This is a genomic window from Mycobacterium sp. BMJ-28, assembly GCF_054404835.1.
In genome coordinates this window covers 3,749,276-3,772,879 of record NZ_CM136783.1, presented here as the reverse complement: position 1 = coordinate 3,772,879, position 23,604 = coordinate 3,749,276, and the positions used below count along the sequence as shown (strand labels likewise).

The 23,604-nt window shown below is 68.1% G+C and carries 24 protein-coding genes; 13 read left to right on the top strand and 11 right to left on the bottom strand.

The genetic code is table 11. The features are described from left to right. The first annotated feature begins 2 nt into the window (after positions 1-2). Entirely contained in the window at positions 3-527 is a 525-nt protein-coding gene (locus ACXPWS_RS18625) for an adenine phosphoribosyltransferase (RefSeq protein WP_458708077.1), read from the top strand. A gap of 38 nt (positions 528-565) precedes the next feature. Then, a complete protein-coding gene (locus ACXPWS_RS18620) occupies positions 566-2,905 on the top strand; it encodes a RelA/SpoT family protein (RefSeq protein ID WP_458708076.1) in 2,340 nt (779 codons plus the stop codon). 85 nt (positions 2,906-2,990) lie between these two features. Here ACXPWS_RS18620 and ACXPWS_RS18615 read toward each other — a convergent pair whose 3' ends face one another. Next, entirely contained in the window at positions 2,991-4,193 is a 1,203-nt protein-coding gene (locus ACXPWS_RS18615) for an MFS transporter (protein ID WP_458708075.1), read from the bottom strand. 114 nt (positions 4,194-4,307) lie between these two features. Between ACXPWS_RS18615 and ACXPWS_RS18610 the strand changes: the two genes are divergently transcribed. Beyond that, positions 4,308-4,592 carry a DUF4333 domain-containing protein gene (locus ACXPWS_RS18610; RefSeq protein WP_458708074.1) on the top strand — a complete coding sequence of 95 codons (285 nt, stop codon included), beginning with the start codon at positions 4,308-4,310 and terminating at the stop codon, positions 4,590-4,592. A gap of 18 nt (positions 4,593-4,610) precedes the next feature. On the opposite strand, the gene ACXPWS_RS18605 is transcribed toward ACXPWS_RS18610, so the two are convergent. Then, positions 4,611-5,612: a peptidylprolyl isomerase gene (locus ACXPWS_RS18605; protein ID WP_458708073.1), complete on the bottom strand. Its 1,002-nt coding sequence runs from the start codon at positions 5,610-5,612 to the stop codon at positions 4,611-4,613. Between the two features lie 4 nt (positions 5,613-5,616). After that, a complete protein-coding gene (locus tag ACXPWS_RS18600) occupies positions 5,617-6,492 on the bottom strand; it encodes a peptidylprolyl isomerase (protein ID WP_458708072.1) in 876 nt (291 codons plus the stop codon). A 111-nt stretch (positions 6,493-6,603) separates the two neighbouring features. Between ACXPWS_RS18600 and ACXPWS_RS18595 the strand changes: the two genes are divergently transcribed. Both ACXPWS_RS18595 and hisS read left to right on the top strand, forming a co-directional pair. Beyond that, positions 6,604-7,314, top strand: a complete 711-nt coding sequence (locus ACXPWS_RS18595; protein ID WP_458708071.1) for an MBL fold metallo-hydrolase — start codon at positions 6,604-6,606, stop codon at positions 7,312-7,314. Between the two features lie 9 nt (positions 7,315-7,323). Further along, positions 7,324-8,583 (top strand): histidine--tRNA ligase, encoded by a 1,260-nt coding sequence (hisS, locus tag ACXPWS_RS18590; RefSeq protein WP_458708070.1) that lies wholly within the window; start codon positions 7,324-7,326, stop codon positions 8,581-8,583. On the opposite strand, the gene ACXPWS_RS18585 is transcribed toward hisS, so the two are convergent. After that, the gene (locus tag ACXPWS_RS18585) at positions 8,580-9,110 is read right to left on the bottom strand and encodes a hypothetical protein (RefSeq protein WP_458708069.1); all 531 of its coding nucleotides are present in this window, start codon (positions 9,108-9,110) and stop codon (positions 8,580-8,582) included. The genes hisS and ACXPWS_RS18585 overlap by 4 nt on opposite strands. Positions 9,111-9,133: 23 nt before the next feature. On the opposite strand from ACXPWS_RS18585, the gene dtd reads away from it, so the two are divergent. From dtd to ACXPWS_RS18565, 4 genes are all read left to right on the top strand, one after another. Further along, positions 9,134-9,583, top strand: a complete 450-nt coding sequence (gene dtd / locus ACXPWS_RS18580) for a D-aminoacyl-tRNA deacylase (protein ID WP_458708068.1) — start codon at positions 9,134-9,136, stop codon at positions 9,581-9,583. 58 nt (positions 9,584-9,641) lie between these two features. After that, positions 9,642-10,076 (top strand): hypothetical protein, encoded by a 435-nt coding sequence (locus ACXPWS_RS18575; protein ID WP_458713596.1) that lies wholly within the window; start codon positions 9,642-9,644, stop codon positions 10,074-10,076. A 128-nt stretch (positions 10,077-10,204) separates the two neighbouring features. After that, positions 10,205-11,254, top strand: a complete 1,050-nt coding sequence (locus ACXPWS_RS18570; RefSeq protein WP_458708067.1) for a class I SAM-dependent methyltransferase — start codon at positions 10,205-10,207, stop codon at positions 11,252-11,254. A 33-nt stretch (positions 11,255-11,287) separates the two neighbouring features. After that, the gene (locus ACXPWS_RS18565) at positions 11,288-12,301 is read left to right on the top strand and encodes an Rv2578c family radical SAM protein (protein WP_458713595.1); all 1,014 of its coding nucleotides are present in this window, start codon (positions 11,288-11,290) and stop codon (positions 12,299-12,301) included. Here ACXPWS_RS18565 and ACXPWS_RS18560 read toward each other — a convergent pair. The 4 genes from ACXPWS_RS18560 to ACXPWS_RS18545 form a co-directional block, all read right to left on the bottom strand. Beyond that, entirely contained in the window at positions 12,298-13,551 is a 1,254-nt protein-coding gene (locus ACXPWS_RS18560) for an acyl-CoA dehydrogenase family protein (protein WP_458708066.1), read from the bottom strand. The genes ACXPWS_RS18565 and ACXPWS_RS18560 overlap by 4 nt on opposite strands. Further along, a complete protein-coding gene (locus ACXPWS_RS18555) occupies positions 13,548-14,690 on the bottom strand; it encodes an acyl-CoA dehydrogenase family protein (RefSeq protein ID WP_458708065.1) in 1,143 nt (380 codons plus the stop codon). The genes ACXPWS_RS18560 and ACXPWS_RS18555 overlap by 4 nt, the downstream gene beginning before the upstream one ends. A 1-nt stretch (position 14,691) precedes the next feature. Continuing rightward, positions 14,692-15,921 (bottom strand): amidohydrolase family protein, encoded by a 1,230-nt coding sequence (locus tag ACXPWS_RS18550; protein ID WP_458708064.1) that lies wholly within the window; start codon positions 15,919-15,921, stop codon positions 14,692-14,694. Positions 15,922-16,008: 87 nt separating this feature from the next. After that, the gene (locus ACXPWS_RS18545; protein ID WP_458708063.1) at positions 16,009-16,605 is read right to left on the bottom strand and encodes a TetR/AcrR family transcriptional regulator; all 597 of its coding nucleotides are present in this window, start codon (positions 16,603-16,605) and stop codon (positions 16,009-16,011) included. A gap of 97 nt (positions 16,606-16,702) precedes the next feature. On the opposite strand from ACXPWS_RS18545, the gene ACXPWS_RS18540 reads away from it, so the two are divergent. Further along, entirely contained in the window at positions 16,703-17,605 is a 903-nt protein-coding gene (locus tag ACXPWS_RS18540; RefSeq protein ID WP_458708062.1) for an acyl-CoA thioesterase, read from the top strand. An 8-nt stretch (positions 17,606-17,613) separates the two neighbouring features. On the opposite strand, the gene ACXPWS_RS18535 is transcribed toward ACXPWS_RS18540, so the two are convergent. After that, entirely contained in the window at positions 17,614-18,150 is a 537-nt protein-coding gene (locus tag ACXPWS_RS18535) for a DinB family protein (protein WP_458708061.1), read from the bottom strand. Continuing rightward, a complete protein-coding gene (gene ypfJ / locus ACXPWS_RS18530; RefSeq protein WP_458713594.1) occupies positions 18,147-19,037 on the bottom strand; it encodes a KPN_02809 family neutral zinc metallopeptidase in 891 nt (296 codons plus the stop codon). Before ypfJ ends, ACXPWS_RS18535 begins: the two co-directional genes overlap by 4 nt. A 69-nt stretch (positions 19,038-19,106) precedes the next feature. Between ypfJ and ACXPWS_RS18525 the strand changes: the two genes are divergently transcribed. Further along, positions 19,107-20,582, top strand: coding sequence for a carboxylesterase/lipase family protein (locus tag ACXPWS_RS18525; protein WP_458708060.1), 1,476 nt, complete (start codon positions 19,107-19,109; stop codon positions 20,580-20,582). Here ACXPWS_RS18525 and ACXPWS_RS18520 read toward each other — a convergent pair. Continuing rightward, positions 20,579-21,103 carry an SRPBCC family protein gene (locus ACXPWS_RS18520; protein ID WP_458713593.1) on the bottom strand — a complete coding sequence of 175 codons (525 nt, stop codon included), beginning with the start codon at positions 21,101-21,103 and terminating at the stop codon, positions 20,579-20,581. The two genes, ACXPWS_RS18525 and ACXPWS_RS18520, sit on opposite strands and share 4 nt — an antisense overlap. 149 nt (positions 21,104-21,252) lie before the next feature. Here ACXPWS_RS18520 and aspS point away from each other — a divergent pair, with 149 nt between their 5' ends. Both aspS and ACXPWS_RS18510 read left to right on the top strand, forming a co-directional pair. Continuing rightward, a complete protein-coding gene (gene aspS / locus ACXPWS_RS18515) occupies positions 21,253-23,034 on the top strand; it encodes an aspartate--tRNA ligase (RefSeq protein WP_458708059.1) in 1,782 nt (593 codons plus the stop codon). Continuing rightward, positions 23,027-23,473, top strand: coding sequence for a nitroreductase family deazaflavin-dependent oxidoreductase (locus ACXPWS_RS18510; protein ID WP_458708058.1), 447 nt, complete (start codon positions 23,027-23,029; stop codon positions 23,471-23,473). The genes aspS and ACXPWS_RS18510 overlap by 8 nt, the downstream gene beginning before the upstream one ends. Positions 23,474-23,604 lie beyond the last annotated feature (131 nt).

The window sequence follows — 23,604 nt, the reverse complement described above, 5'->3', positions numbered from 1 at the left end:
ACGTGTCTGACGCCGCGGCCGTGATCGCCGAGCTGACCCGCAACGTCGCCGACTTCCCGCAACCGGGAGTGCAGTTCAAGGACCTCACCCCGGTGCTGGCGGACGCGCGCGGTCTGGCCGTCATCACCGACGCGCTGGCCGAGGCGGCCGACGGCGCCGATCTGATCGCCGGGATCGATGCCCGCGGCTTCCTGCTCGGGGCCGCCGTGGCCCTCAAACTCGGCACCGGAGTGCTGGCGGTGCGCAAGGGCGGCAAACTGCCGCCGCCGGTGCACGCCGAGCGCTACCAGCTGGAGTACGGATCGGCCACGCTGGAGATCCCGGCCGACGGTATCGACATGGCCGGCCGCCGCGTTCTGGTGATAGACGACGTGCTGGCCACCGGTGGGACCCTGGCCGCCGCGGCCCGGCTGCTGGAGCGCAGCGGGGCACGGGTGACCGGTGCCGCGGTGGTGCTGGAGCTGATGGCGCTGGACGGGCGTGCCGCGGTACATCCGTTGCGGGTCACCAGCCTGACCACGGTGTGAACGGCGTGAGGGATATCCTTTAACTCCAGGAGGTGAGCATGGCCGACGAACCCGTCGCGGGGCAGACCGTCGCGGTTCCGCCACAGCCGGGGGACACCGCGGCGCTGGACACCTCGAAGATCAGTGCGTCCCGCCGGGTTCGGGCGCGGCTGGCCCGCCGGATGACGGCGCAGCGCAGCCTGGTCAATCCCGTGCTCGAACCGCTGGTCGCGGTGCACCGCGAGTTCCATCCCAAGGCCGATCTGGCGATCCTGCAGCGGGCGTACGACGTTGCCGAGCAGCGCCACGCCTCCCAGATGCGCAAATCCGGCGACCCGTACATCACCCATCCGCTGGCGGTGGCGAACATCCTGGCCGAGCTGGGTATGGACACCACCACGCTGGTGGCCGCGTTGCTGCACGACACCGTCGAGGACACCGGCTACACGCTGGAGGCGCTGACCACCGACTTCGGCAGTGAGGTCGGGCATCTGGTCGACGGGGTGACCAAGCTGGACAAGGTGGCCCTGGGCACCGCGGCCGAGGGCGAGACCATCCGCAAGATGATCATCGCGATGGCCCGGGATCCGCGGGTGCTGGTGATCAAGGTCGCCGACCGGCTGCACAATATGCGCACCATGCGCTTCCTGCCGCCGGAGAAACAGGCTCGCAAAGCCCGTGAGACGCTGGAAGTCATTGCTCCCCTTGCGCATCGGCTGGGTATGGCGACGGTCAAATGGGAGCTGGAGGACCTGTCGTTCGCGATCCTGCACCCGAAGCGTTATGAGGAGATCGTGCGGCTGGTGGCCGACCGGGCGCCGTCGCGGGACACCTATCTGGCCAAGGTGCGCGCCGAGATCGGCACCGCGTTGAGCGCCATGAAGATCAGCGCCAAAGTCGAAGGGCGGCCCAAGCACTACTGGTCGATCTATCAGAAGATGATCGTCAAGGGCCGCGATTTCGACGATATCCACGACCTGGTCGGTGTGCGCATCCTCTGCGACGACATGCGCGACTGCTACGCGGCCGTGGGCGTGGTGCACTCGTTGTGGCAGCCGATGGCCGGCCGATTCAAGGATTACATCGCCCAGCCGCGCTACGGCGTCTACCAGTCCCTGCACACCACGGTGGTCGGGCCGGAAGGCAAACCGCTGGAGGTGCAGATCCGCACCATCGAGATGCACGACACCGCCGAATTCGGTATCGCGGCGCACTGGCGCTACAAGGAAGCCAAGGGCCGCAACGGATTACCGGCGGGACACCTGGCCTCCGAGATCGACGAGATGGCCTGGATGCGCCAGCTGCTGGACTGGCAGCGGGAAGCCGCGGACCCCGGGGAGTTCCTGGAGTCGTTGCGCTACGACCTCGCGGTGCAGGAGATTTTCGTGTTCACCCCGAAGGGGGACGTGGTCACCCTGCCGACCGGGTCGACACCGGTGGACTTCGCCTACGCGGTGCACACCGAGGTCGGCCACCGGTGTATCGGCGCACGGGTGAACGGCCGGCTGGTGGCCCTGGAACGCAAGCTCGAAAACGGGGACCAGGTCGAGGTTTTCACGTCGAAGGCCACCACGGCGGGACCGTCCCGGGACTGGCAGACGTTCGTGGTGTCCCCGCGGGCCAAGGCCAAGATCCGGCAGTGGTTCGCCAAAGAGCGCCGCGAGGAGGCGCTGGAGGCCGGCAAGGACGCGATCGCCCGTGAGGTGCGCCGCGGTGGACTTCCGTTGCAGCGCTTGATGAATGCCGAGTCGATGGGCGCGCTGGCGCGCGAGTTGCACTACGCCGACGTCTCGGCGCTCTACACCGCGGTCGGGGAGGGGCACACCTCGGCGCGGCACGTGGTGCAGCGGCTGGTGGCCCAACTCGGTGGTGATGACGAGGCCGAGGACGAGATCGCCGAGCGGTCCACCCCGGCCACCATGCAGGCGCGGCAACGCACCAGTGACGACGTCGGGGTGTCGGTACCCGGTGCCGTCGGCGTGCTGACCAAGCTGGCCAAATGCTGCACACCGGTACCCGGGGACAACATCCTCGGATTCGTCACCCGCGGCGGCGGCGTCAGCGTGCACCGCACCGACTGCACCAACGCGGCGTCGCTACAGGACCAGTCCGAGCGCATCATCGAGGTGCACTGGGCGCCGTCCCCGTCGTCGGTGTTTCTGGTGGCCATCCAGGTGGAAGCCCTGGACCGGCACCGATTGCTCTCGGATGTCACCCGGGTGCTCGCCGACGAGAAGGTGAACATCCTTTCGGCCTCGGTGACCACGTCCAATGACCGGGTGGCGATCAGCCGGTTCACCTTCGAGATGGGCGATCCCAAACATCTGGGCCACGTGCTGAACGTGGTGCGCAATGTCGAGGGTGTGTACGACGTCTACCGGGTGACTTCCGCGGCGTGAGCCGCAGTCAAGCCTGGGCGGCGTGAGCCGCAGTCAAGCCTGGGCGGCGTGAGCCGCAGTCAAGCCGCAGCGGCGTGAGCCGCAGTCAAGCCTGGGCGGCCCGGCGGGTGGTCAGCGCGCCGACCCCCGCCGCGCCCAGGCAGGCCAGCGCCACCGCGCCGGCAAACCACGGGAACACCGCGTGCAGCTGCCACCGGGTGGCCGCCCAGCCGGCGATGATGGTGGGCACCGCCATGGCGGAGTAGGCGAGCAGATAGAACGCGGACATGGTCTCACCGCGCCGATCGGCCGGCACCACGTCGGACAGGTGGCGCAGTGAACCGCCGAAACCGAGCCCGAAGGTGGCCCCGAGCAGTGCGGCGGCGCCGAACACCAGCCACTGATTCCCGGTGGCGAGCACCGGAATGGTGATCGCCAGCGCCACCGCCATCCCGATATCGCCGTAGATCGCGGCGCGGTGGGCCGGCACCCGGGCAGACCACAACTGTGCCAACGCGGCCGCGAAGGCGGTGGTACCCACCACGACGCCGCCGAACACCACGTTGTGCACATGCGTCTGCTGGGCGGCCAGCGAGGGATACAACGACAGCAGCACGCCGAGCACCGACCAGGAGGCGGCCGCGCCGAGCGCGGCGAACCAGAAGTCGCTGCGGATGTCCGCGGGCACGGACGGGCGGGCGAGCCGGATCGGCCCACGGGTGCGGGCCAGGTGTGGTTCCCGTAGCGCGATGACGCCGATACCGACGAGGGCGACGATCGCCGCCACCACCGCGTACGGGGTGCGCATCGGGTGTGGTGCGTATTGCGCGAGGATCGATGAGCCGACGATGGCGACGGTCATCCCGATGTTGAACGCGACGCCGGACAACTGGCCCGAGCGCACTCGGTGGTGCGGACGCAGATCCAGCAGGGCGGCCGCGCCGGCGACCACGATGGATCCGACCGCGGCGCCGTGGATGACCCGCGCGACGAGCAGCATCGCCATGTTGTCGGCGATCAGGAAGACGCCCAGGCCGACGATCATCGCCACCAGCGCACCGAGCAGCACCGGTTTGCGGCCGATGGCGTCGGAGATTCGGCCGGAGACCAGTACGGCGGCGAGCGCAGCCAGCGCGTAGACGGCGAAGATGATCGTGGTGGCCAATGGGGTGAGGTGCCAGACCTCCTCATACATCCCGTACAGCGGGGCCGGTACCCCGGAGACGCCCAGTGCGACGCCACTGAGGACCAGCAGCAGCGTGTAGGCGCCCCGCTGCACTTCGACCGTGGTGGCAGCGTCAGCCGTCACGTCGTCTCCTCACCGGATGGGTTCGACACACGTCCGTGTATCAACACGCGCCGCGCCCGACATCATCTCAGCCGGCCGGGTGACACCGGTCTCACCGGCTGCAATACTGCGACGATGCGCGCCGCCGTACTGGTCGTCCTCGCCTCGCTGGCCGTTCTACTGGCCGGCTGTGGTGCCACCATCAAGCCGGAAGGGGCGGCCGAGCAGGTGGTCAAGGTGGTGTCCAAGACCGGATTCAAACCGACCGACGTGAACTGCCCGTCGGGGGTGAAGGCCGATGTCGGCACGGAATTCGACTGTCATTTCACCGGTCCGGACGGCAACTACACCGCACACATGAAGATCACCAAGGTCAACGGCGACGACGTCGAGTTCTACATCCAGTCCAAGCGCAACTGACCCCGCGGGGCCAAGCCGTCACTGCACCCGGACCGTCGCGACGTTCACCGGCGCGGCGGGCTTCCCGTCGTCGGCGCCGCCGGCCACCCCGTTGGCGGCGATCTGATCGAGCACCGTCAGACCGGGCTCGGCGATGGTGCCGAACGCGGTGTAGGTGGGTGGCAACCGGGAGTCCTTGTACACCAGGAAGAACTGGCTGCCGTTGGTGCCCGGCCCGGCGTTGGCCATCGCCAGGGTGCCGCGCGGATAGATCACCGGGTTCTTCATCGCCGGATCGGTCAGCCGGTATTGATTGGTCGGGTACTCGTTGGGGAACTGGTAGCCGGGGCCGCCCTTACCGGTGCCGGACGGATCGCCACACTGCAGCACTCCGAGGTCGGAGCCCGTCGTCAGCCGGTGGCACGGCGTGCCGTTGTAGAAGCCCTGCGCGGCCAGGCTGGCGAAGTTGTTGACCGTGCACGGGGCCTTGGCGTTGTCCAGTTCGATGGGGATGGCGCCGCGGTCGGTGGCGATGACGCCGGCCACCGTCGGCGGAGTGGTCGGCACCTTGCCCACCCGGGGCGGCGTCACCGGGCGCACGGCGGGCTCGGTGGTGGCCGGGTATTGGCAGTTCGACCCGAGCGTTGCCGGCGGCTTGAACGAGGGCAACGGCTCACCGGCCGACGGGGCCGCGGTGATGCCCGGCGTCCACTCATACCGGTCGAGCCCGTTGCGGAAGTCTTCGAGCACCAGCCGGGTCACCAGGATGGTGAACACCAGCACCAGCGTGCCCAGCACGGTGACCACGTAGCCGATCACCAGTCCCGCGATCGCCATCCCGCGGCCTTCCTCGCCGCTGCGCTTGATCTGCGACAGCGACACGTGGCCGAACACGATGCCGAGCGGGGCCACCAGGAAGGCACAGATCAGCGCGGCGACCGCCAGCGAGTTGGTCGGCCGCGGCGCCGGCGGATAGCCGGGCGGCGGCCCATACCCGTAGGGCGGCGGGGGATAGCCACCGTAGGGCGGCGGAACCGTCACCGACTCAGTCGAGCTGGATCGACTTCACCGCGACGTCCTGCGCCGGCTTGCCGTCCTGACCGCCACCGGCCACGCCGGCCTTGGCGATCTTGTCCAGGGTCGCCAGGCCGGTCTGGTCGATGGTGCCGAAGACGGTGTAGTTCGGCGGCAGCTGCGAATCCTGGTACACCAGGAAGAACTGGCTGCCGTTGGTGCCCGCGCCGGCGTTGGCCATGGCCAGGGTGCCGCGGGGGTAGAGCACCGGCTGCTGCAGCGCCGGGTTGTCGGGCTGGTACTGGTTGGTCGGGTACTCGTTGGCGAACTGGTATCCGGGCCCGCCGGTGCCCTGCGCGGTCGGATCGCCGCACTGCAGCACCGCGAGTCCGCCGGTGGTGAGCCGGTGGCACTGCGTGTCGTTGAAGTAACCCTGCTGGGCCAGGCTGGCGAAGCTGTTCACCGTGCACGGGGTCTTGGCATTGTCCAGTTGCAGACCGATATTGCCCTGGTTGGTCGCCATGCTGACGCTGATCTGCGGCGGGTCGGTCGGGACCTTGCCGGTGCGCGGCGGGTTGACCTTCTTGCTGGCCGGCTCGGTGGTGGCCGGGTACTGGCAGTTGGCGCCCAGATCCGCCGGGGCGACGAAGGCGGGCAGCTTGCCGTCGGCCGCGGGTTGCGGCGCGGCGGAGGTCGACGCATTGGGCGAGGCCGACGCGGTGGCGCTGCCGGAATCCTTGTTGGTGTAGATGACGGTGAACACCGCGGCCCCGGCGACCACGACGGCTCCCACCACCGAGGCGATGATGGTGAAGAGTTTGCGCCGCTTGGCCTGCGCGGCGCGCCGCTCGAGCTGCCGGTCGAGCTTGCGCTGGGCCGTTTCCCGTCGCTGTTTGTTCGTCGGCACCGCCGCTGTCCTCCTACGTCAGGGTCATACTCGGCACCGAGTGTGCCAGGCCTTACTGAGTGCGCGTGGCGCGACCCGCGGTCGGGAAACCCGGCATGGGAAAATGGCGACGTGTTGATCACCGGATTCCCGGCCGGCGTGCTGGCGTGCAATTGCTACGTCGTCGCGCCGCACGAGGGCGCCGACGCCGTCGTCGTCGACCCCGGGCAGCGAGCATCCGGCCAGTTGCAGCGGATCTTGGACCGGCACCGGCTGACCCCGGCGGCGGTGCTGCTCACCCATGGCCACATCGATCACATGTGGTCGGCGCAGAAGGTGGCCGACACCTACGGCTGCCCGGTGTACATCCACCCCGAGGACCGGGCGATGCTGACCGATCCGATCATGGATCTTTCCGTGCCTGGGGCGAGCGGAGCGACGGGCAACGCCTGGGGCAGAGCGCAGTCGTTGTTTCTCGGGTTCGGGAAACGGGCGCTGGCCGCGTTCTTCACCGAGCCCAAGCAGGTGGTCGAGCTGACCACCGACGGCGACATCCTCGACCTGGGCGGTATCCCCGTCACCGTCGATCACACGCCCGGGCACACCCCGGGATCGGTGGTGTTCCGGATTCAGCAGAACGCCTTCACCGGTGACACGCTGTTCAAGGGGGCGATCGGCCGAAGCGACCTGCTCGGCGGCAGCGGACGCCAACTGCTCACCTCGATCGTGACAAAACTATTGGTGCTCGACGATGACACCGTGGTACTACCTGGGCACGGTCCGCGATCCACGATCGGCATCGAGCGCCGAACCAACCCATTCCTCGAAGGTCTGACTCTGTGAGTGAAATCTGTGTCTGAGTTCAAAGCACCCAAGGGCGTGCCCGACTACCTGCCGCCGGACTCCGCCCAGTTCGTCGCGGTGCGCGACGGCCTGCTCGGCGCCGCGCGACGCGCCGGGTACGGCGATATCGAGCTGCCCGTCTTCGAGGACACCGCGCTGTTCGCCCGGGGTGTGGGCGAATCCACCGACGTGGTGAGCAAGGAGATGTACACCTTCGCCGACCGCGGTGAGCGCTCGGTGACCCTGCGTCCGGAGGGCACCGCAGGGGTGATGCGCGCGGTCATCGAACACGGCGCCGACCGCGGCCAGCTCCCCGTCAAGCTCTGCTACGCCGGCCCGTTCTTCCGCTACGAACGGCCACAGGCCGGCCGGTACCGGCAGTTGCAGCAGGTCGGTGTGGAGGCCATCGGGGTCGACGATCCCGCGCTGGACGCCGAGGTGATCGCGATCGCGGACGCCGGGTTCCGGTCACTCGGACTGGACGGATTCCGGCTGGAGATCACCTCGCTGGGCGACGACACCTGCCGCCCGCAGTACCGGGAGCTGCTGCAGGAGTTCCTGTTCCGGCTCGACCTCGACGAGGAAACCCGGCGTCGCGCCGAGATCAACCCGCTGCGGGTGCTCGACGACAAGCGGCCCGCGGTGCGCGAGATGACCGCCGGTGCGCCACTGATGCTGGATCACCTCTCCGACGTCGCCAAGGCACATTTCGAGACGGTGCTGGCACACCTCGACGCGCTCGGCGTGCCGTACGTGGTCAATCCGAGGATGGTGCGCGGTCTGGACTACTACACCAAGACGACGTTCGAATTCGTGCACGACGGTCTGGGCGCGCAATCCGGGATCGGCGGCGGCGGCCGCTACGACGGACTGATGCGCCAGCTCGGTGGCCAAGACCTGTCCGGCATCGGGTTCGGCCTCGGGGTGGACCGCACGCTGCTGGCGCTGAAGGCCGAAGGCAAGACGGTGGGAGCGACCGGACGCGTCGACGTCTACGGGGTTCCGCTGGGGGAGACGGCCAAACTCGAGCTGGCCAAGATCGCCGCGGCGCTGCGCGCTGCGGGGGTGCGCGTCGACCTGGCCTACGGGGACCGCGGGCTCAAGGGCGCCATGCGCGGCGCGGACCGCTCCGGTGCCAGGCTGGCCCTGGTCGCCGGTGACCGCGACATCGAGGCTGGCACCGTCGGCGTGAAGGACCTGTCCAACGGTGAGCAGACCGATGTCGCCGCGGGTGACGTGGTCGCCGAGGTGCTGGCCCGGCTGGGCTAGGGTCCGGACACCGCGGCGGTGAGCACCCGATCCAGGTTGCCGATGTCGCCGCCGAATGGATTGCCGCGCTTGAGAATTCGTGTCCCGACCGGGGTGACGGCCACCAGCATCGCCGAGCTGGAGGTGGCCTGCATCCGGCGCTCGAAGCGCACGTGGTCCAGCGGCGCCACGGGTTGGCCGGCGCCGTCGCGGTACACCCGTCCCTGCCTGTCCAGGATCGCGACCGGAGTGAACGCGCTCAGCGGGGACAGCCGGCGCCGGCGCACCGACCTGCCGGCGTAGACCGCGCCCACGCCGCACACCAGCCCCACCAGCAGCAGCACCGCCGCGACGGCGACCGGAATGTCCGCGGCGAACAGGGACACCAACCCGAACCCACCGCACACCAAGGTCAGGATCGCCAGGACGAACGCCACCGTCCGCGTCGATCCGCCGCCCCGGTCGATCACCAGCAGCACCGGACCGTTCTCGGCAATCACCAGACCGCCCTGCTCGGCCAGGATGTGCAGCCGCCCGGGTGTGGTCATGGCTCACACTCTAAGGTCGCGGTATGCGGGTTCTGGTGCAACGGGTCACCTCGGCCCGCGTGGTGGTGGACGGCCAGACCGTCGGCCGGATCGACCCCACCGGGCAGGGCCTGCTCGCGCTCGTCGGGATCACCCACACCGATGACGTCGCGCTGGCGGGGAAGATGGCCGAAAAGCTTTGGCGGTTGCGCATTCTGGATGACGAAAAGGCTGCCGCCGATGTGGCCGCCCCGATCCTGGTGGTCAGCCAGTTCACGCTGTACGCCAACACCGTCAAGGGCCGCCGGCCGTCCTGGAACGCCGCCGCACCCCGGCCGGTCGCCGAACCGCTGGTGGACGCGTTCGCCGCTGCACTGCGCGAACTCGGTGCGCAGGTGAGCACCGGGGTGTTCGGCGCGGATATGTCGGTGGAACTGGTCAACGACGGTCCGGTGACCATGCTGCTGGAACTGTCGGGTGCCGCGCCGGGGTGACCCCCGGTGGACATGTGGCAGTTGTAACGATCGGGTAGCGTCCGGCGATGTGACGGACATGCGAAAAGGTATGAGCAAGGTCGGAGCGACGGTCGGCGCGGCACTGGTGGCGGGCGCGGCCCTGACTACGGGAAGCGGCGTGGCGCAGGCCGAACCGGCCGCCGCCGGCCACCAGGTTCGCTACACGCTCACCTCGGCGGCCCCGTATGACTTCCAGGTGCTGTACCTGACGGCACAGCCGGCCGACAAGGCCGCCTACAACGCCGATGCCTACTCGTTCGTGAAGCGCGAGACCATCAATGTGGGGCCCGACACGCCGTGGGTCTTCGAGACGACCCTCGCCGACCCGCAGTGGGCCATCCTTCAGGTGAGCAGCACCACCAAGGGTGGTGTCGGGGCACCGAACCCGCATTGTGACGTCGCCGTGGACGGCCAGGTGATCGTCGCCCAGGACGCGCCCTACAGCCTGGTGTGCCAGGGTTCACAGTGGTAGCGGTCTGACCCGACAACGAAGTTGCCGGCACGGCGCCTGATTGTCCAAACCCGGGTCTCGGGCATTGGCTCGGAGTACGTTCGTGTTTGCGGATGCCCGCCTGGGTGTCCCGGGCGAAGGAGCCGGTCATGGTCGTCGACGAAGACAAGCTGAACGCTTTTCTGGGCCGGGCGATAGGCGATCTCGGTGCGGCGATGAGTGCCATGCTGGTCCTGATCGGCGACGAGCTCGGACTGTACGCGGCACTGGCCGAAGAGCACCTGACCTCCGCCGGCCTGGCCGAACGAACCGGCACCGACGAGCGCTATGTGCGGGAGTGGCTGGGCAATCAGGCCGCGGGTGGCTACGTCGAATACGACGGTGCCAGCGACACCTATCACCTGAGCGAAGAGCAGGCACTGTGCCTGGCGAACCCGGACGGGCCGGTGGATCTGCCGGGCGGCTATTCGGTGGTCGAGGACCTGTTCCACGTCAAGGCGCGAGCGGTCGAGAATTTTCGCACGGGCGCGGGCATGGAATGGGGTGAGCACCATCCGTGTCTGTTCCGCGGGACGGAGCGGTTCTTCCGGGCCGGGTACAACGCCCACCTGCTGACCGCCTGGTTGCCCGCGCTCGACGGGGCCGTCGAGAAACTCAGGACCGGGGCGAAGGCCGCCGACATCGGCTGCGGGCACGGTGTCACCACAATCCTGATGGCACAGGCGTTTCCCGACTCGCAGTTCGTCGGGATCGACTACCACGGCCCATCCATCGACACCGCGCGTGCGCATGCGGCGGCCGCCGGCGTACTCAATGCGTCCTTCGAGGTGGCCGACGCGACGACGTACGGCGGCGGCGACTACGACCTGATCGCCTTCTTCGATTGTCTGCACGACATGGCCGACCCGTCCGGTGCGGCGGCCCGGGCCCGCCAGGCCCTCAAGCCCGACGGCCATTGCCTGCTGGTGGAACCGTTCGCCGGTGATGCCGTGGCCGACAACCTGAATCCGGTCGGCAGGGTGTTCTACGGTGCGTCCTCGCTCATCTGCGTGCCCGTCTCGCTGGCGCAGCACGGTCCGGCACTCGGCGCGCAGGCCGGCGAGCGCCGGTTGGCCGAGGTGATGACGGGCGGCGGATTCACCCGGTTCCGGCGCGCCGCCGAGACACCGTTCAACCTGGTGTTCGAGGCGCGCCCTTGACAACACCCATCGAACAACTGTTCGATGGGTGCCATGCGGTGGGACGGGCAAGGGGTGCGAGTCGACGACGGCGCGTTGCCGGGCCTGGCCCGGCTGGGTCTCGTGCGTAGCGTCTGCACGCCCGCCTTCGAGGGGATCACCTTCCACGAGGTGCTGTGCAAGTCGGCGCTGAACAAGGTGCCCGCGGCGTCCATGCTGCCGTTCCGGTACACCGTCAACGGCTATCGGGGCTGCTCGCACGCATGCAGATACTGCTTCGCCCGTCCGACGCACGAATACCTGGATTTCGATCCCGGGGCCGATTTCGACACCCAGGTCGTCGTCAAGACCAATGTGGCCGCGGTGCTGACCCGCGAACTCGCCAGGCCGTCCTGGAACCGTGAGACGGTGGCTCTGGGCACCAACACCGACCCTTATCAGCGGGCCGAAGGGCGTTATGCCCTCATGCCCGGCATCCTGCGCGCGCTGGCCGCATCGGGCACGCCGTTCTCCATCCTGACCAAGGGCACCCTGCTACGTCGGGATCTGCCGTTGATTTCGCAAGCGGCACAGGTGGTTCCGGTCAGTGTCTCGATCTCGCTGGCCGTCGGGGACCCTGAGCTGCACCGGGATGTGGAGCCCGGCACGCCCACCCCGCAGGCGCGGCTGGGACTGATCACTGCGGTCCGCGACGCCGGCCTGGATTGTCATGTGATGGTGGCGCCGGTGTTGCCGCGGCTGACCGACTCGCCATCGCAGCTGGGTGATCTGCTGGCCCGCATCGCCGAGGCGGGTGCGACCGGGGTCACGGTGTTCGGTCTGCATCTGCGCGGTACGACACGGGGCTGGTTCATGCAGTGGTTGCAGCGCAGTCACCCGGAACTGGTGTCGGAATACCGCCATCTCTACCGCCGCGGCGCCTATTTGCCGCAGGACTATCGCGACATGCTTCGTACCCGGGTGGCACCGTTGGTGGCCCGGTACGGCTTGACTGGGCGAATGCCCATGGCCAGCGCCGGTGCCGTTTCCTCCGAAGTCACGGCACCGGCGCACCCCACCCTGTTCTAGGTGCGGCCGCGCTTGACCTGATTGAAGGGCACGCCGCGGTCGGCCGCCTGCTCGCGCGGGAAGCCGAGCACCCGCTCGCCGATGACGTTGCGGGCCATCTCGGAGCTGCCGCCACCCAGCGACCCGGTCTGCCGGGACAGGTAGCGCACCCCGATATCCAGCAACCCGGACCCCTCGTCCACCACACCCGCCGTCCCGGCGATCGCCAGCGCGGTGTCCACCTCGAGTTCGGTGGTCTCGGCGTGGAACAGCCGGATCAGTGTGCCCGCGTTCGCGGGCAGCGAGCCACTCGCAATCGACGCCGAAACATGGTCGATAAGTTGCTGTTTCACGATCCTGCGGACATACGCACGGCCCGCGAGGTCCTGGACCCGCGCGTCGTCACCCTGCCCGGTGGCCTCGGCCAGACCCACGTGGTCCGGGGGCATCTCGTTGGCGTTCTCGGCGCCGGTGCCGCTGGCGAATTCCGAGCCGCCGCCGACCGCGCGGCGCTCGTGGTGCAGTTGGCGCGAGGCTACGGTCCAGCCGTCGTTGACCGCACCCACCACGGCATCATCGCCGAGCTCCAGCCCGTCGAAGAACTCCTCGCAGAATTCCTCGTTGCCGTTGACCTCCTTGATGCGCCGCATCGTGATGCCCGCAGCATCGAGCGGAACCAGGAACATGGTCAAGCCCTCGTGTTTGGGCAAGGTCCAGTCGGTGCGGGCCAGCATCAGTCCGTAGTCGCCCGCGAACGCGCTGGTGCTCCAGGTCTTGGCGCCGTTGATGATCCATTTGCCGTCCCGCCGGTCGGCGCGGGTGATGACCCCGGCCAGATCCGACCCGCCGCTCGGCTCGCTGAGCAGTTGCACCAGGATCTCGTCGCCGCGGATGGCGGCCGAGATGCGTTCGCGCTTCTGCTCTTCGCTGCCCATGTCCAAGATCGTCGCCGCGCAGATGGTGAACGACGGAGTGTTCAGGATCAACGGCATCTCGTAGTTTCGGCATTCGTCGTTGAATGCCTTCTGGTAGGCGTAATCCAGACCGAGACCGCCGTACGCGCGCGGGAAGCAGATGCCGGCGAAGCCGCCTTGGTGCAGGCGCCGCTGCAGTTCCTTTGCGCGTTCCCATGATTGGGCTTCCGCGCGTACCGAGAACGGGGGATTGCCGGGGTCGATGGGTGGCATGTTCTCGGCCAGCCAGGAGCGGGCCCGGTGCGCGAAGTCGGCGACCGATTCGTCGATGCCGGTGGAGACTGCTGTGTCGGTCATGCGCGTGCCTCCTCGGGCTGTTTGCGGCTGAGTTGGTACACGGCACGGTGGTGGTCCTCGGGGGAGCCGTACATCGCGCGGTTCAGCACCGCCCGTCGCAGATACAGATGCAGATCGTGCTCCCAGGTCACGCCGATGCCGCCGTGCAGCTGCACACAGTCCTGCAACATCACCGGGGCGCGTTCGGCCACATAGGCTTTGGCCACGCTGACCAGCTTCGGCGCTTCCGGGGACCGGGCGCCGACGGCTGCCGCGGCGCCCGTGGTGGTGGCCCGGCATGCCTCGAACCACATCTTCATGTCGGCGAATCGGTGTTTGAGGGCCTGGTAGGAGGCCAGCGGGCGGCCGAAGCTGTGCCGGTCGAACAACCACTGACCGGTGAAGGTCAGCACAGCGTCGAGGATGCCGACGATCTCGGCGCACTGCAGCACCAGGGCAACCTGGCGTTGGCGCTCGATGATCGCGGCCGTCTGCCCGGCCGTGCCGACGATCGCGGACTCGGCGACCTCGACGCCGGTCAATTGCACCAGGGCATACGTTTTCACCAGATCGACGGACGGCTGCGCCGCCACCGTCACACCGGGCGAGTCGGCCGGCACCAGGAACTGGCGCACCGCGCCGTCCAGCTCGGCCGTCACCAGAAAGACGTCGGCGTGCGTACCGGCCTCGACGCGGTCCTTGACGCCGTCGATCCGGAAGCCGTTGCCGGTGCGGGTGGCCGTGGTACCCGCCGAGGTGGGGTCGAACGGCCGCCGCGGCTCGTAGACCGCCCATGCGGCGATCGACTCGCCGGCGACCAGCGCTTCGATGGTGTCCTGGTGGCCGTCCGGCGCTTCGGACAGTCCGCTGAGCACCACGCTGACCGGATGCAGTGGGCCGGGCGCCACGGTGCGTCCGGCCTGTTCTGCCACCAGCGCCAGGTCAGCCACCCCGTCACCGGAGACGCTTCCGCCGCCCAGCTCTTCGGGCACCAGCAGGCCGGCCCAGCCGAGCTCGGCGGCGCGCTGCCACCAGGCCGGCTCGAACGAGGCGTCGCGTGCGTGCAGATCACGCACGGCACCCAGGGAGGCCTCCTTGTCTAGGAAGGCCTGGGCCGTCGAGGCGAACAAAAGCTGTTCGGGGTTCGTCACATCACTCATCTCAGGTCAGGACCAGCGCGGGCACATCGGGCTTGTAGACGACCTTGTTCTCGACCTTGAACAGGTCGACCATGTTGGCGCCCATCACCTTTCGCACACCCTCGTCGTCGAGGCCGTGCGCCTGCAGATCGGTGACCAGGTTGATCGGATCGGCCAGGCCTTCGGGATGGGGCCAATCCGAGCCGAAGATCACCCGGTCGATGCCGAGCAGTTCGGACATCTTCTTGAAGTCGTCCTCCCAGAACGGCGCCACGTACACGCAGCGCCGGAATGCCTCGATCGGGTCCTCCGGGAAGGACTGCGGCATCTTCGAGTAGACGTCTCTGAACTGATAGAACAGGTAGGGCACCCACGATGCGCCGTTCTCGATGGACAGGATGCGCAGGTCTGGGTTACGGGTGAACGCGCCGTGGCATACCAGCGCGGCCATGGTGTCCTCGATCGGGCGCTTGCCCATCGCCACCATCCGGAACGAGGTGGGCTTGAACGGCAGGAACTCGTCGGCGGGTTCCCAGTCGTTGAGGTACTGGGCATAGCCGCTGTCGGAAGCATGCATGGCCACCGGGATGCCGGCCTTGACGCAGGCTTGCCAGAACGGGTCGAATTCTTCGGTGCCGAAGGACCTGGTGCCGCGGAACCCTGGCACCGGGGCCGGCCGCACCAGCACGGATTTCGCCCCACGCGCCAGGCACCACTCCAGTTCCTCGAGGGCCCGGTCCACGATCGGCAATGTGATCACCGGGGTGGAGAAGATGCGGTCCTGGTAGTTGAACTGCCACGTCTCATACATCCACTCGTTGAGCGCGTGGATGATGTCGTGGATCAGTTCCGGATCGTCTTTGAGGCGCTCCTCCACCAGGCTGGCCAGCGTGGGGAACATCAGCGTGTAGTCCAGGCCGAGGCTGTCCATGACCTCCAGGCGGGCCTGCGGATTGCGAAACGCCGGAATGGCTTTCATGGGTTTGCCCATGATCTCGCGGAAGCTCTTGCCCCCGCTGCCGTGCCGGAAGTACTCCTCCTGGGCGCCCGGGCGGGCCACCACCTCGAACGTCGGATTGGGGATGTAATCGCTGATGTGGTTGCGCACCATGATCTTGGTACGGCCGTGCACATCGATGTAGTCGATGACGCCCTTGCGCTTGTCCGGGAGGAACTTGGTCAGCGCCTCTTTGGGCTCATAGAAGTGGTTGTCGGCGTCGAACACCGGATAGTCGAGGATGCGTGAGGGCATATCCGCCTCCTGGAAGTCAGGTTTCCTTCTGGCGGTAATGACGTTACCACTTTTGTCTGGGCGACAACAGCGCGGCAACGCCGCAGGTCAGGACCGCCGCAGGCTCTGTGCGCAGAAGGTGAAGATGTGCTCGCCGGAGATCGGGGTGCCGTTCAATTCGGCTCCGAGCACCCGTAGCCGCAGTGCGCCCAGCACCGTCTGCATGATCAGGGTGGCGGCGATGTCGGTGTCCGTGCCGGCCCGGAACGCACCCTCGGTTATCCCGCGGTCGATGATGTCGCCGATCAACGTGTGCAGGGGTTGCAGCACCCGGGCGTACTCGCGCGGCAGGCTCTCGGCGAGGTGGTCGTTGTAGAAGGTCAGACCGCGGTTGATGCTGTCCTGGGTGCTCGACGCGGCCGGGGTGCTGATCCGCTCGACCAGCACCCGCAGTGCGGCCACCGCGTCCAGGTCGTCGGTGTCGGCGCGCCACCGTGCCGTCGACTCGGACATGATCTTGTCCACCAGGGCCAGCAGCAACTCGTCCTTGGTGGAGAAGTGTTGGTAGAACGATCGCAGCGAGGTCTTCGAGCGCTCGACGACCTCGAGCACGGTGAAGTCGGTGCGGCCGGTCTCGCCGAGGATGGCCAATGCCGATTTCATGAATCTGGCCGGGCGTGACTCCGTGTCCGGGGCGTTCGACATGAGATCAGCTTCCTCAGACGTGTTGTGCGACGGGTGAGAATGACGTTACCGTTTTTGCAAAGCGGGTATGCGGGCTGACCGCTGCCGGAAAGGACACATGACAAACACCGGGACGACGGCGGATCAGGCCACCGAACAGGCGCAGTGGACCCTGGAAGGGCTGCTCGAGCTGTTCGAGCCCACGCCCGACGCAGACAACAGGTATCTGGCCCAGACCGGGCTGGCCGGAGCCGACGATCGCCAGGTGGTCGAGGGCACCCAAGTACTGGCGCAGGCCATTGTCGCTGCGGCCAAACGGTTTCCGGACAAATCGGTGCGTTCGGTCTATGCCGTGTTCGCCCGTGTGGTGCTGGTCGGGCCGCCGGTACAACTCGACATCGACGTGGTGTCCGAAGGCCGCTCGACGGCCACCGCGGTGATCTCCGCGTCGCAGAACGGCAAACGGTGCATCACCGTCACCGTGCTGCTCGATGTGCCCTCCGGCGATGTCATCCGGCACCACCTGCCCAAGCCGGACGTCGCGGCACCGGCGGCCGCCAATGCCGCGCACATGCCGATGACGGGCCGCCAGGTCCGGCTGGTCGACGTCGTGGACGTCAACAGCCCCGACGAGGTCGGACCCCCGGAACTCCATGCCTGGCTGCACTACGACCCGGTCCCGCAGCGCGACGATCTGGCCAAGGCGCTCATCGCGTATTTCACCGGACACCTGGGGATTTCGACCACCATGCGAGCACACGTTGGAATCGGCACGGCGCAGGCGCACCTGACGGTGTCCACCGCGCCGATGACCATCTCGGTCAGCTTTCACGAGCCCGTGCAATGGAACGGCTGGCTGCTGTACGGCCACGAGAGCACTCAGGTCGGCGCCGGCATGTCCTACGTGCGGGGGACGGTGCACACCGAGGAGGGTGAGTTGCTGGCATCGTTCAGCCAGGACGCGCTGATCCGCCCGCTGCGCACCACCGACACCGGTATCAAGGAGCAGTCGCGGTTGTGAGCCGGCCGTCAGCTCTGATCCGGCGCGACATCCCACGAGTGGTGCACCACATCGTGCAGGTGATAGACGGCGATGGTGGCGATGGTGAATTCACTTCCGTTGCTTCGTAATCCGCGCCGGGACCAGCCGTCGTCGGGCACGTCGCGGTAGGTCTGGGCGACGGTGGTGGCCGCGTCGAACAGCTCACGCGCCACCACCGCGGGATCCTGGGACCGGTAGTCGTCGGCCAGTGCGGTGGCATCCTGATCCCAGTTCGGGAATCGCGGTTGGTCTTCGGTGAGCATCAGGTGCACCCGGGTGTCGAAGATGCGGTGCACATCGCGGATGTGGCAGCCGTACTCCAGGATCGACCACACCTTCGGTGCCGGCCGCTCGCGCACCCCTGACCTGGTCAGCCGGTCCACCCAGTCGGTCGCATCGTCGGCGATGCGGTCGGCTACCTCCGTGGGGTGCACCTGCACCGGATCGAAACCGCAGTCCGGGCAGGCGCGGCTCAACACCCAGGTCCAGTCCTTGGTGTCGGGCGTGATCGGGTCGGTGCTCACCCCAGGTCTCGCGCGGCGAAGGTGTCGCACTTCTTCGGATCACCGGTCTGGTAGCCGGTGGTGAACCACTTCTGCCGCTCCGTCGAGGACCCATGCGTCCACTGCTCCGGATTGATCCGGCCGGTGGAGGCCTTTTGGATACGATCGTCGCCCACCGACGACGCGGCCGACAACGCGTCGGCAATATCCTTGTCGCTCAACGGTTCCAGGAATGGCACCCCGGTGCTCAGCTGCTTGGTGACCGACGCGTAGTGGGCCCACACCCCGGCGTAGCAGTCAGCCTGCAGCTCGGTGCGCACGCCGTTGCCCTCGGCGCCGCCCGGCCCCTGCTGGGCCCGGCCGAGGTTGCCGAGCAGATCCTGCACATGGTGGCCGAACTCGTGGGCCACCACGTACTCCTGGGCCAGTGGGCCACCGCTGGAACCGAACTGGTCCACCAGTACACCGAAGAAGTCGGTGTCGAAATAGGCGGTCTTGTCGGCCGGGCAGTAGAACGGGCCGACATCGGTGGTGGCCGGCCCGCATCCGGTCTGGACCTGCCCGGTGAACAGCTGAACCTTGGGGCGGGTGTAGCCCTTGAGCAGCTGGCTCCATACGCCGTCCACCGAGTTTCCGGTGGCGATGATCCGGCAGCCGAGGATGTCGTTGGCGTCGCGGCCGGTCTTGCACTGCGAGACGTCGAAACCGGGGGTGACCGCGTCCTGGTTCTGGGTGACTTCGTTCTGTCCGAGCACGGTGTTGGGGTCGACGCCCAGGAACATCGCGACCACCACGATCAGCAGACCGCCGAGGCCGCCGCCGATGGCGATGCCCCGGCCGGGTCCACGGCCGCCGCCGCTGCTGGAGGTGGTGCTCGTATCGATCTGCATGCCTTCGTTGAAGGTCATTTCCCCCACCAACTCCATCTGCAATGTCGGCACCCGGCTGGGCACAGTTTCCCACACTACGATTGCGGTGTGTCCATCGTCGCCGAACTTCCGACGATCGTCGCGACCTCGCACGGCAAGCTGCGCGGCGGCACCGAAAGCGGTGTCGGAGTGTGGCGCGGCATCGGTTATGCCGAACAGCCGTTGGGGGAGCTGCGGTTCCAGGGTCCACAGCCGCTGCAGCCGTGGTCGGGGGTGCGCGACGCGGTCGAACACGGTCCGCTGCCGCCCCAGGGCCGGTCTTTCGTCGGCGGTGGCCGCGACGATCCGAAGATGCGCGACGAGGCATGCCTCACGCTGACCGTGTGGTCCCCGGACGTGTCCGGCTCGCTGCCTGTCATGGTGTGGATTCCCGGCGGCGCGTTCGTCTACGGGGCCGGGCAGTTGCAGCTGTACAACGGTTCCCGGCTGGCCCGCAACGGCGACGTCGTCGTGGTCAACGTCACCTACCGGCTCGGGGTGTTCGGCGGCTTCGAGCTCGGTGACCTGGGCGCCGGCTTCGATGACAATCTGTGCCTGCGGGATCAGATCGCGGCGTTGCAATGGGTGCGGGAGAACATCGCGGCCTTCGGCGGCGATCCGGCGCGGGTCACGGTGTTCGGTGAATCAGCCGGTGCCACATCGGTTTTGGCGCTGCTGGCCAGCCCAGCCGCGGAGGGACTGTTCACCAGGGCCATCGCGCAGAGTCCCGCGCTGCCGCTGATAGCCGACCGGCAGACCAGGGCGCGCCGCGCGCAGGAATTCCTCGACGAACTCGGCGCCGACGTCGACCACCTCAAACAGTTGCCGCAGCGCCGGTTGCGACGGGCCGCGGGTGTGGTGCAGGCGGCCAGTGCCGCGGACTCACCGACGCTGGCCTACGGACTGACCCATGGCGTGGAACTGCTGCCGCGCCATCCGATCGAGGCCGCCAGGGCCGGTGCGGTCCATCCGATCCCGCTGATCATCGGCACCAACAGCCACGAGGCGTCGATGTTCGCCTGGGGCAAGCCACCGATGCTGCCCACCACGCTGGAGGGCATCGACGAGTTCTTCGCGCGCCGGGCACCCCACGCCCGGCACCGGGTGCTGGACGCCTACCCGGCCTACCCGCGCAGGCGCGCGCTGGTCGATTTCGGTTCCGACGCCATGTTCGGAGCCCCGACCTGGGCCTTCGCCGACGCCTACAGCGCGGCCGCGGCCACCCACATGTACCGCTTCGACCACACCACCTGGACGCTGAAGGCGCTGGGCCTGGGTGCCACCCACGGCAGCGAGATCGTGCACATCCAGCACAGCTACGGCTCGTACCTGGGACGCAAGCTGCATCCGCTGGGCCGGCGGGTGCAGCCCGCGGTGGGCAGGCGGATGCAGCGCACCTGGCTGGAGTTCGCCAAGGGCGGACTGCAGGAGTGGCCGTACTACGACGCGCAGCACCGGGCCACCAGGCTGATCGGTAGCGCCCGTGATGTCACCGTGCAGGATCCCGACGGGCGTCGGCGGGCGGCCTGGGCCGGTCTGTACTAGCGCGCGTACCGCTGGTCGCTGTAGCGGCGCAGGTTGTGCAGGAAACGCTGGAACAGCCAGGCCATCACCGGGCGGGCCGCTGTCATGCCCAGCCGGGCGGCGGTGCCGTTGGGTTTCATCGCCATCACCCAGGTCAGATTGCAGCCTCCCGGAGTCGCTCCGGCGGCGACATCGGCATCGGTGGTGGGCACCACCCAGTAATCCTCGGCGAACGCCGCGATGGCGGTGGTCGAGGCCTGGTTGAACCGGAAAGCCATGTGGCTGTGCGGTTCCCAGGACAAAAACTCCTCATCGCCGACGATGCCGCCACGCATGTGCACGGTCCGCGTGGTCCCTACGCCATACGGCGCCGGACTGGTCCAGGTCACCTTGGTGATCACGGTGGCCCAGTGCGGCCAGGACTGTGCGTCGGCGAGTACCTCGAAAACCTGCTCGGGTGTGATGGCCAGGTCCACGGTGCTGACGAAACGAAACGGTGCCTCGGAGATGAAATCCAGATCCACTTGCTCGCACGGGTACATTTTCGGCACCCGTTGACCCTATCCGGGGCCGTCGCCGGCCGCCGCGAGCAGACCATGCTGGGAGCCACCCACTCGGGCGAAGCCACCGCCAGAATGCCCACCACTACACTGTTGCAGTCCTCATCACTGGTCTTTCCTAGGGAGTTTTCGTGCTGCGCAGCCACACCGCCGGATCGCTGAGAGCCACCGATGCCGGCGCCACGGTGACGCTCGCCGGCTGGGTGGCCCGACGCCGGGACCACGGCGGTGTCATCTTCATCGATCTGCGCGACGCGTCGGGGGTGTCGCAGGTGGTCTTCCGCGACGCCGCCGTGCTGGAGCAGGCGCACCGGCTGCGCGCCGAATACTGCGTCACGGTCACCGGTGTCGTCGAGGTCCGGCCCGAGGGCAACGCCAACACCGATATCGCCACCGGTGAGATCGAGGTGAACGCCATCGCACTGACGGTGCTGGGGGAGAGCGCGCCGCTGCCGTTCCAGTTGGACGAGACCGCCGGTGAGGAAGCCCGGCTGAAGTACCGCTACCTGGACCTGCGCCGCGAAGGCCCCGGCAACGCAATCCGGTTGCGCTCCAAGGTCAATGCCGCCGCCCGCGGCATGCTGGCCGAACATGATTTCGTCGAGATCGAAACCCCGACGCTGACCCGCTCGACGCCCGAGGGAGCCAGAGACTTCCTGGTGCCGGCCCGCCTGCAGCCGGGTTCCTTCTACGCGTTGCCGCAGAGCCCGCAGCTGTTCAAACAGCTGCTCATGGTGGCCGGGATGGAGCGCTACTACCAGATCGCCCGTTGTTACCGCGACGAGGATTTCCGCGCCGACCGCCAGCCCGAGTTCACCCAGCTCGACATGGAGCTCAGCTTCGTCGAGGCCGAGGACGTCATCGCGATCTCCGAGCAGGTGCTCAAGGCCATCTGGGCGCTGATCGGGCACGACCTGCCGCTGCCGCTGCCGCGGATCAGCTACGCCGACGCGATGCGCCGGTTCGGCTCGGACAAGCCCGACCTGCGTTTCGCGGTCGAACTCGTCGAATGCACCGACTACTTCAAAGACACCCCGTTCCGGGTGTTCCAGGCGCCCTACGTGGGTGCGGTGGTGATGCCCGGTGGGGCGTCGCAGCCACGGCGCACCCTGGACGGCTGGCAGGAGTTCGCCAAGCAGCGCGGCCACAAGGGCCTGGCCTACGTGCTCATCGGTGAGGACGGCACGCTGTCCGGTCCGGTGGCCAAGAACCTGACCGATGCCGAACGCGACGGCCTGGCCGCCCACGTCGGCGCGAAGCCGGGCGACTGTGTGTTCTTCGCGGCCGGCACCCCCAAGGCCGGTCGCGGCCTGCTGGGCGCCACCCGGATCGAGATCGCCAAGCGGCTGGATCTGATCGACCCGACCGCCTGGGCGTTCACCTGGGTGGTGGACTGGCCGCTGTTCGAACCGGCCGACGACGCCACCGCTTCGGGGGACGTGGCGATGGGCTCGGGCGCCTGGACCGCGGTGCATCACGCCTTCACCTCGCCGCAGGCCCCGTCGATGGACACCTTCGACAGCGATCCCGGCTCGGCCCTGGCCGACGCCTACGACATCGTCTGCAACGGCAACGAGATCGGCGGCGGATCGATCCGTATCCATCGTCGCGACATCCAGGAACGGGTCTTCGCAATGATGGGCATCGATCACGATGAGGCCCAGGACAAGTTCGGATTCCTGTTGGACGCCTTCACCTTCGGCGCCCCGCCGCACGGCGGTATCGCGTTCGGCTGGGACCGCATCACCGCGCTGCTGGCCGGGGTCGACTCGATCCGCGAGGTCATCGCGTTCCCCAAGTCCGGCGGCGGTGTCGACCCGCTGACCGACGCGCCGGCCCCGATCACCGCGGCCCAGCGTAAGGAATCGGGAATAGATGCCAAGCCCAAGGCGGCTGACTCCAAGCATGAGTGAAATCGACAAGGACAACCTGCTCGCCGACCCCGCGGCGCTCGATGACTTCAACCGCAACGTCGTGGCGGAGTTCCGCGCGAATGCGGGCAAGGTGGCGGCGTTCGAGGGTGGCACGCTGTTGCTGCTGCACACCACCGGTGCGAAGTCCGGCAAGCCGCGACTGTCCCCGCTGGCCTCGCTCGAGCTCGACGGCAAGGTCCTGATCGTCGGCTCCTACGCCGGTGCGCCCAAGGACCCGGCCTGGGTGCACAACCTGCGGGCGAATCCGCGGGCCCGCGTCGAGGTCGGCACCGACGCCTACGACGTCGTCGCGCGCGAGCTGCCCGATGCCGAACGCGACGCCACCTACCCGAAGATCACCGAGATCGCCCCGGTGTTCGCCGAGTACCAGGCCAAGACGAGCCGGGACATTCCCCTGTTCGAGCTGCAGCGCGCCTGAATGCATTCGCCCCGCAGCCGGGTCGTCTCCCTTAGGCTGGCTTGACTGGTGCTGTCCGCCGACGGCGTGGTCGGCTGCCACCTTCCGGGGCGTCGTGCGGCTTCGCTGAGTCCCGGGCGCAACTCGTGACA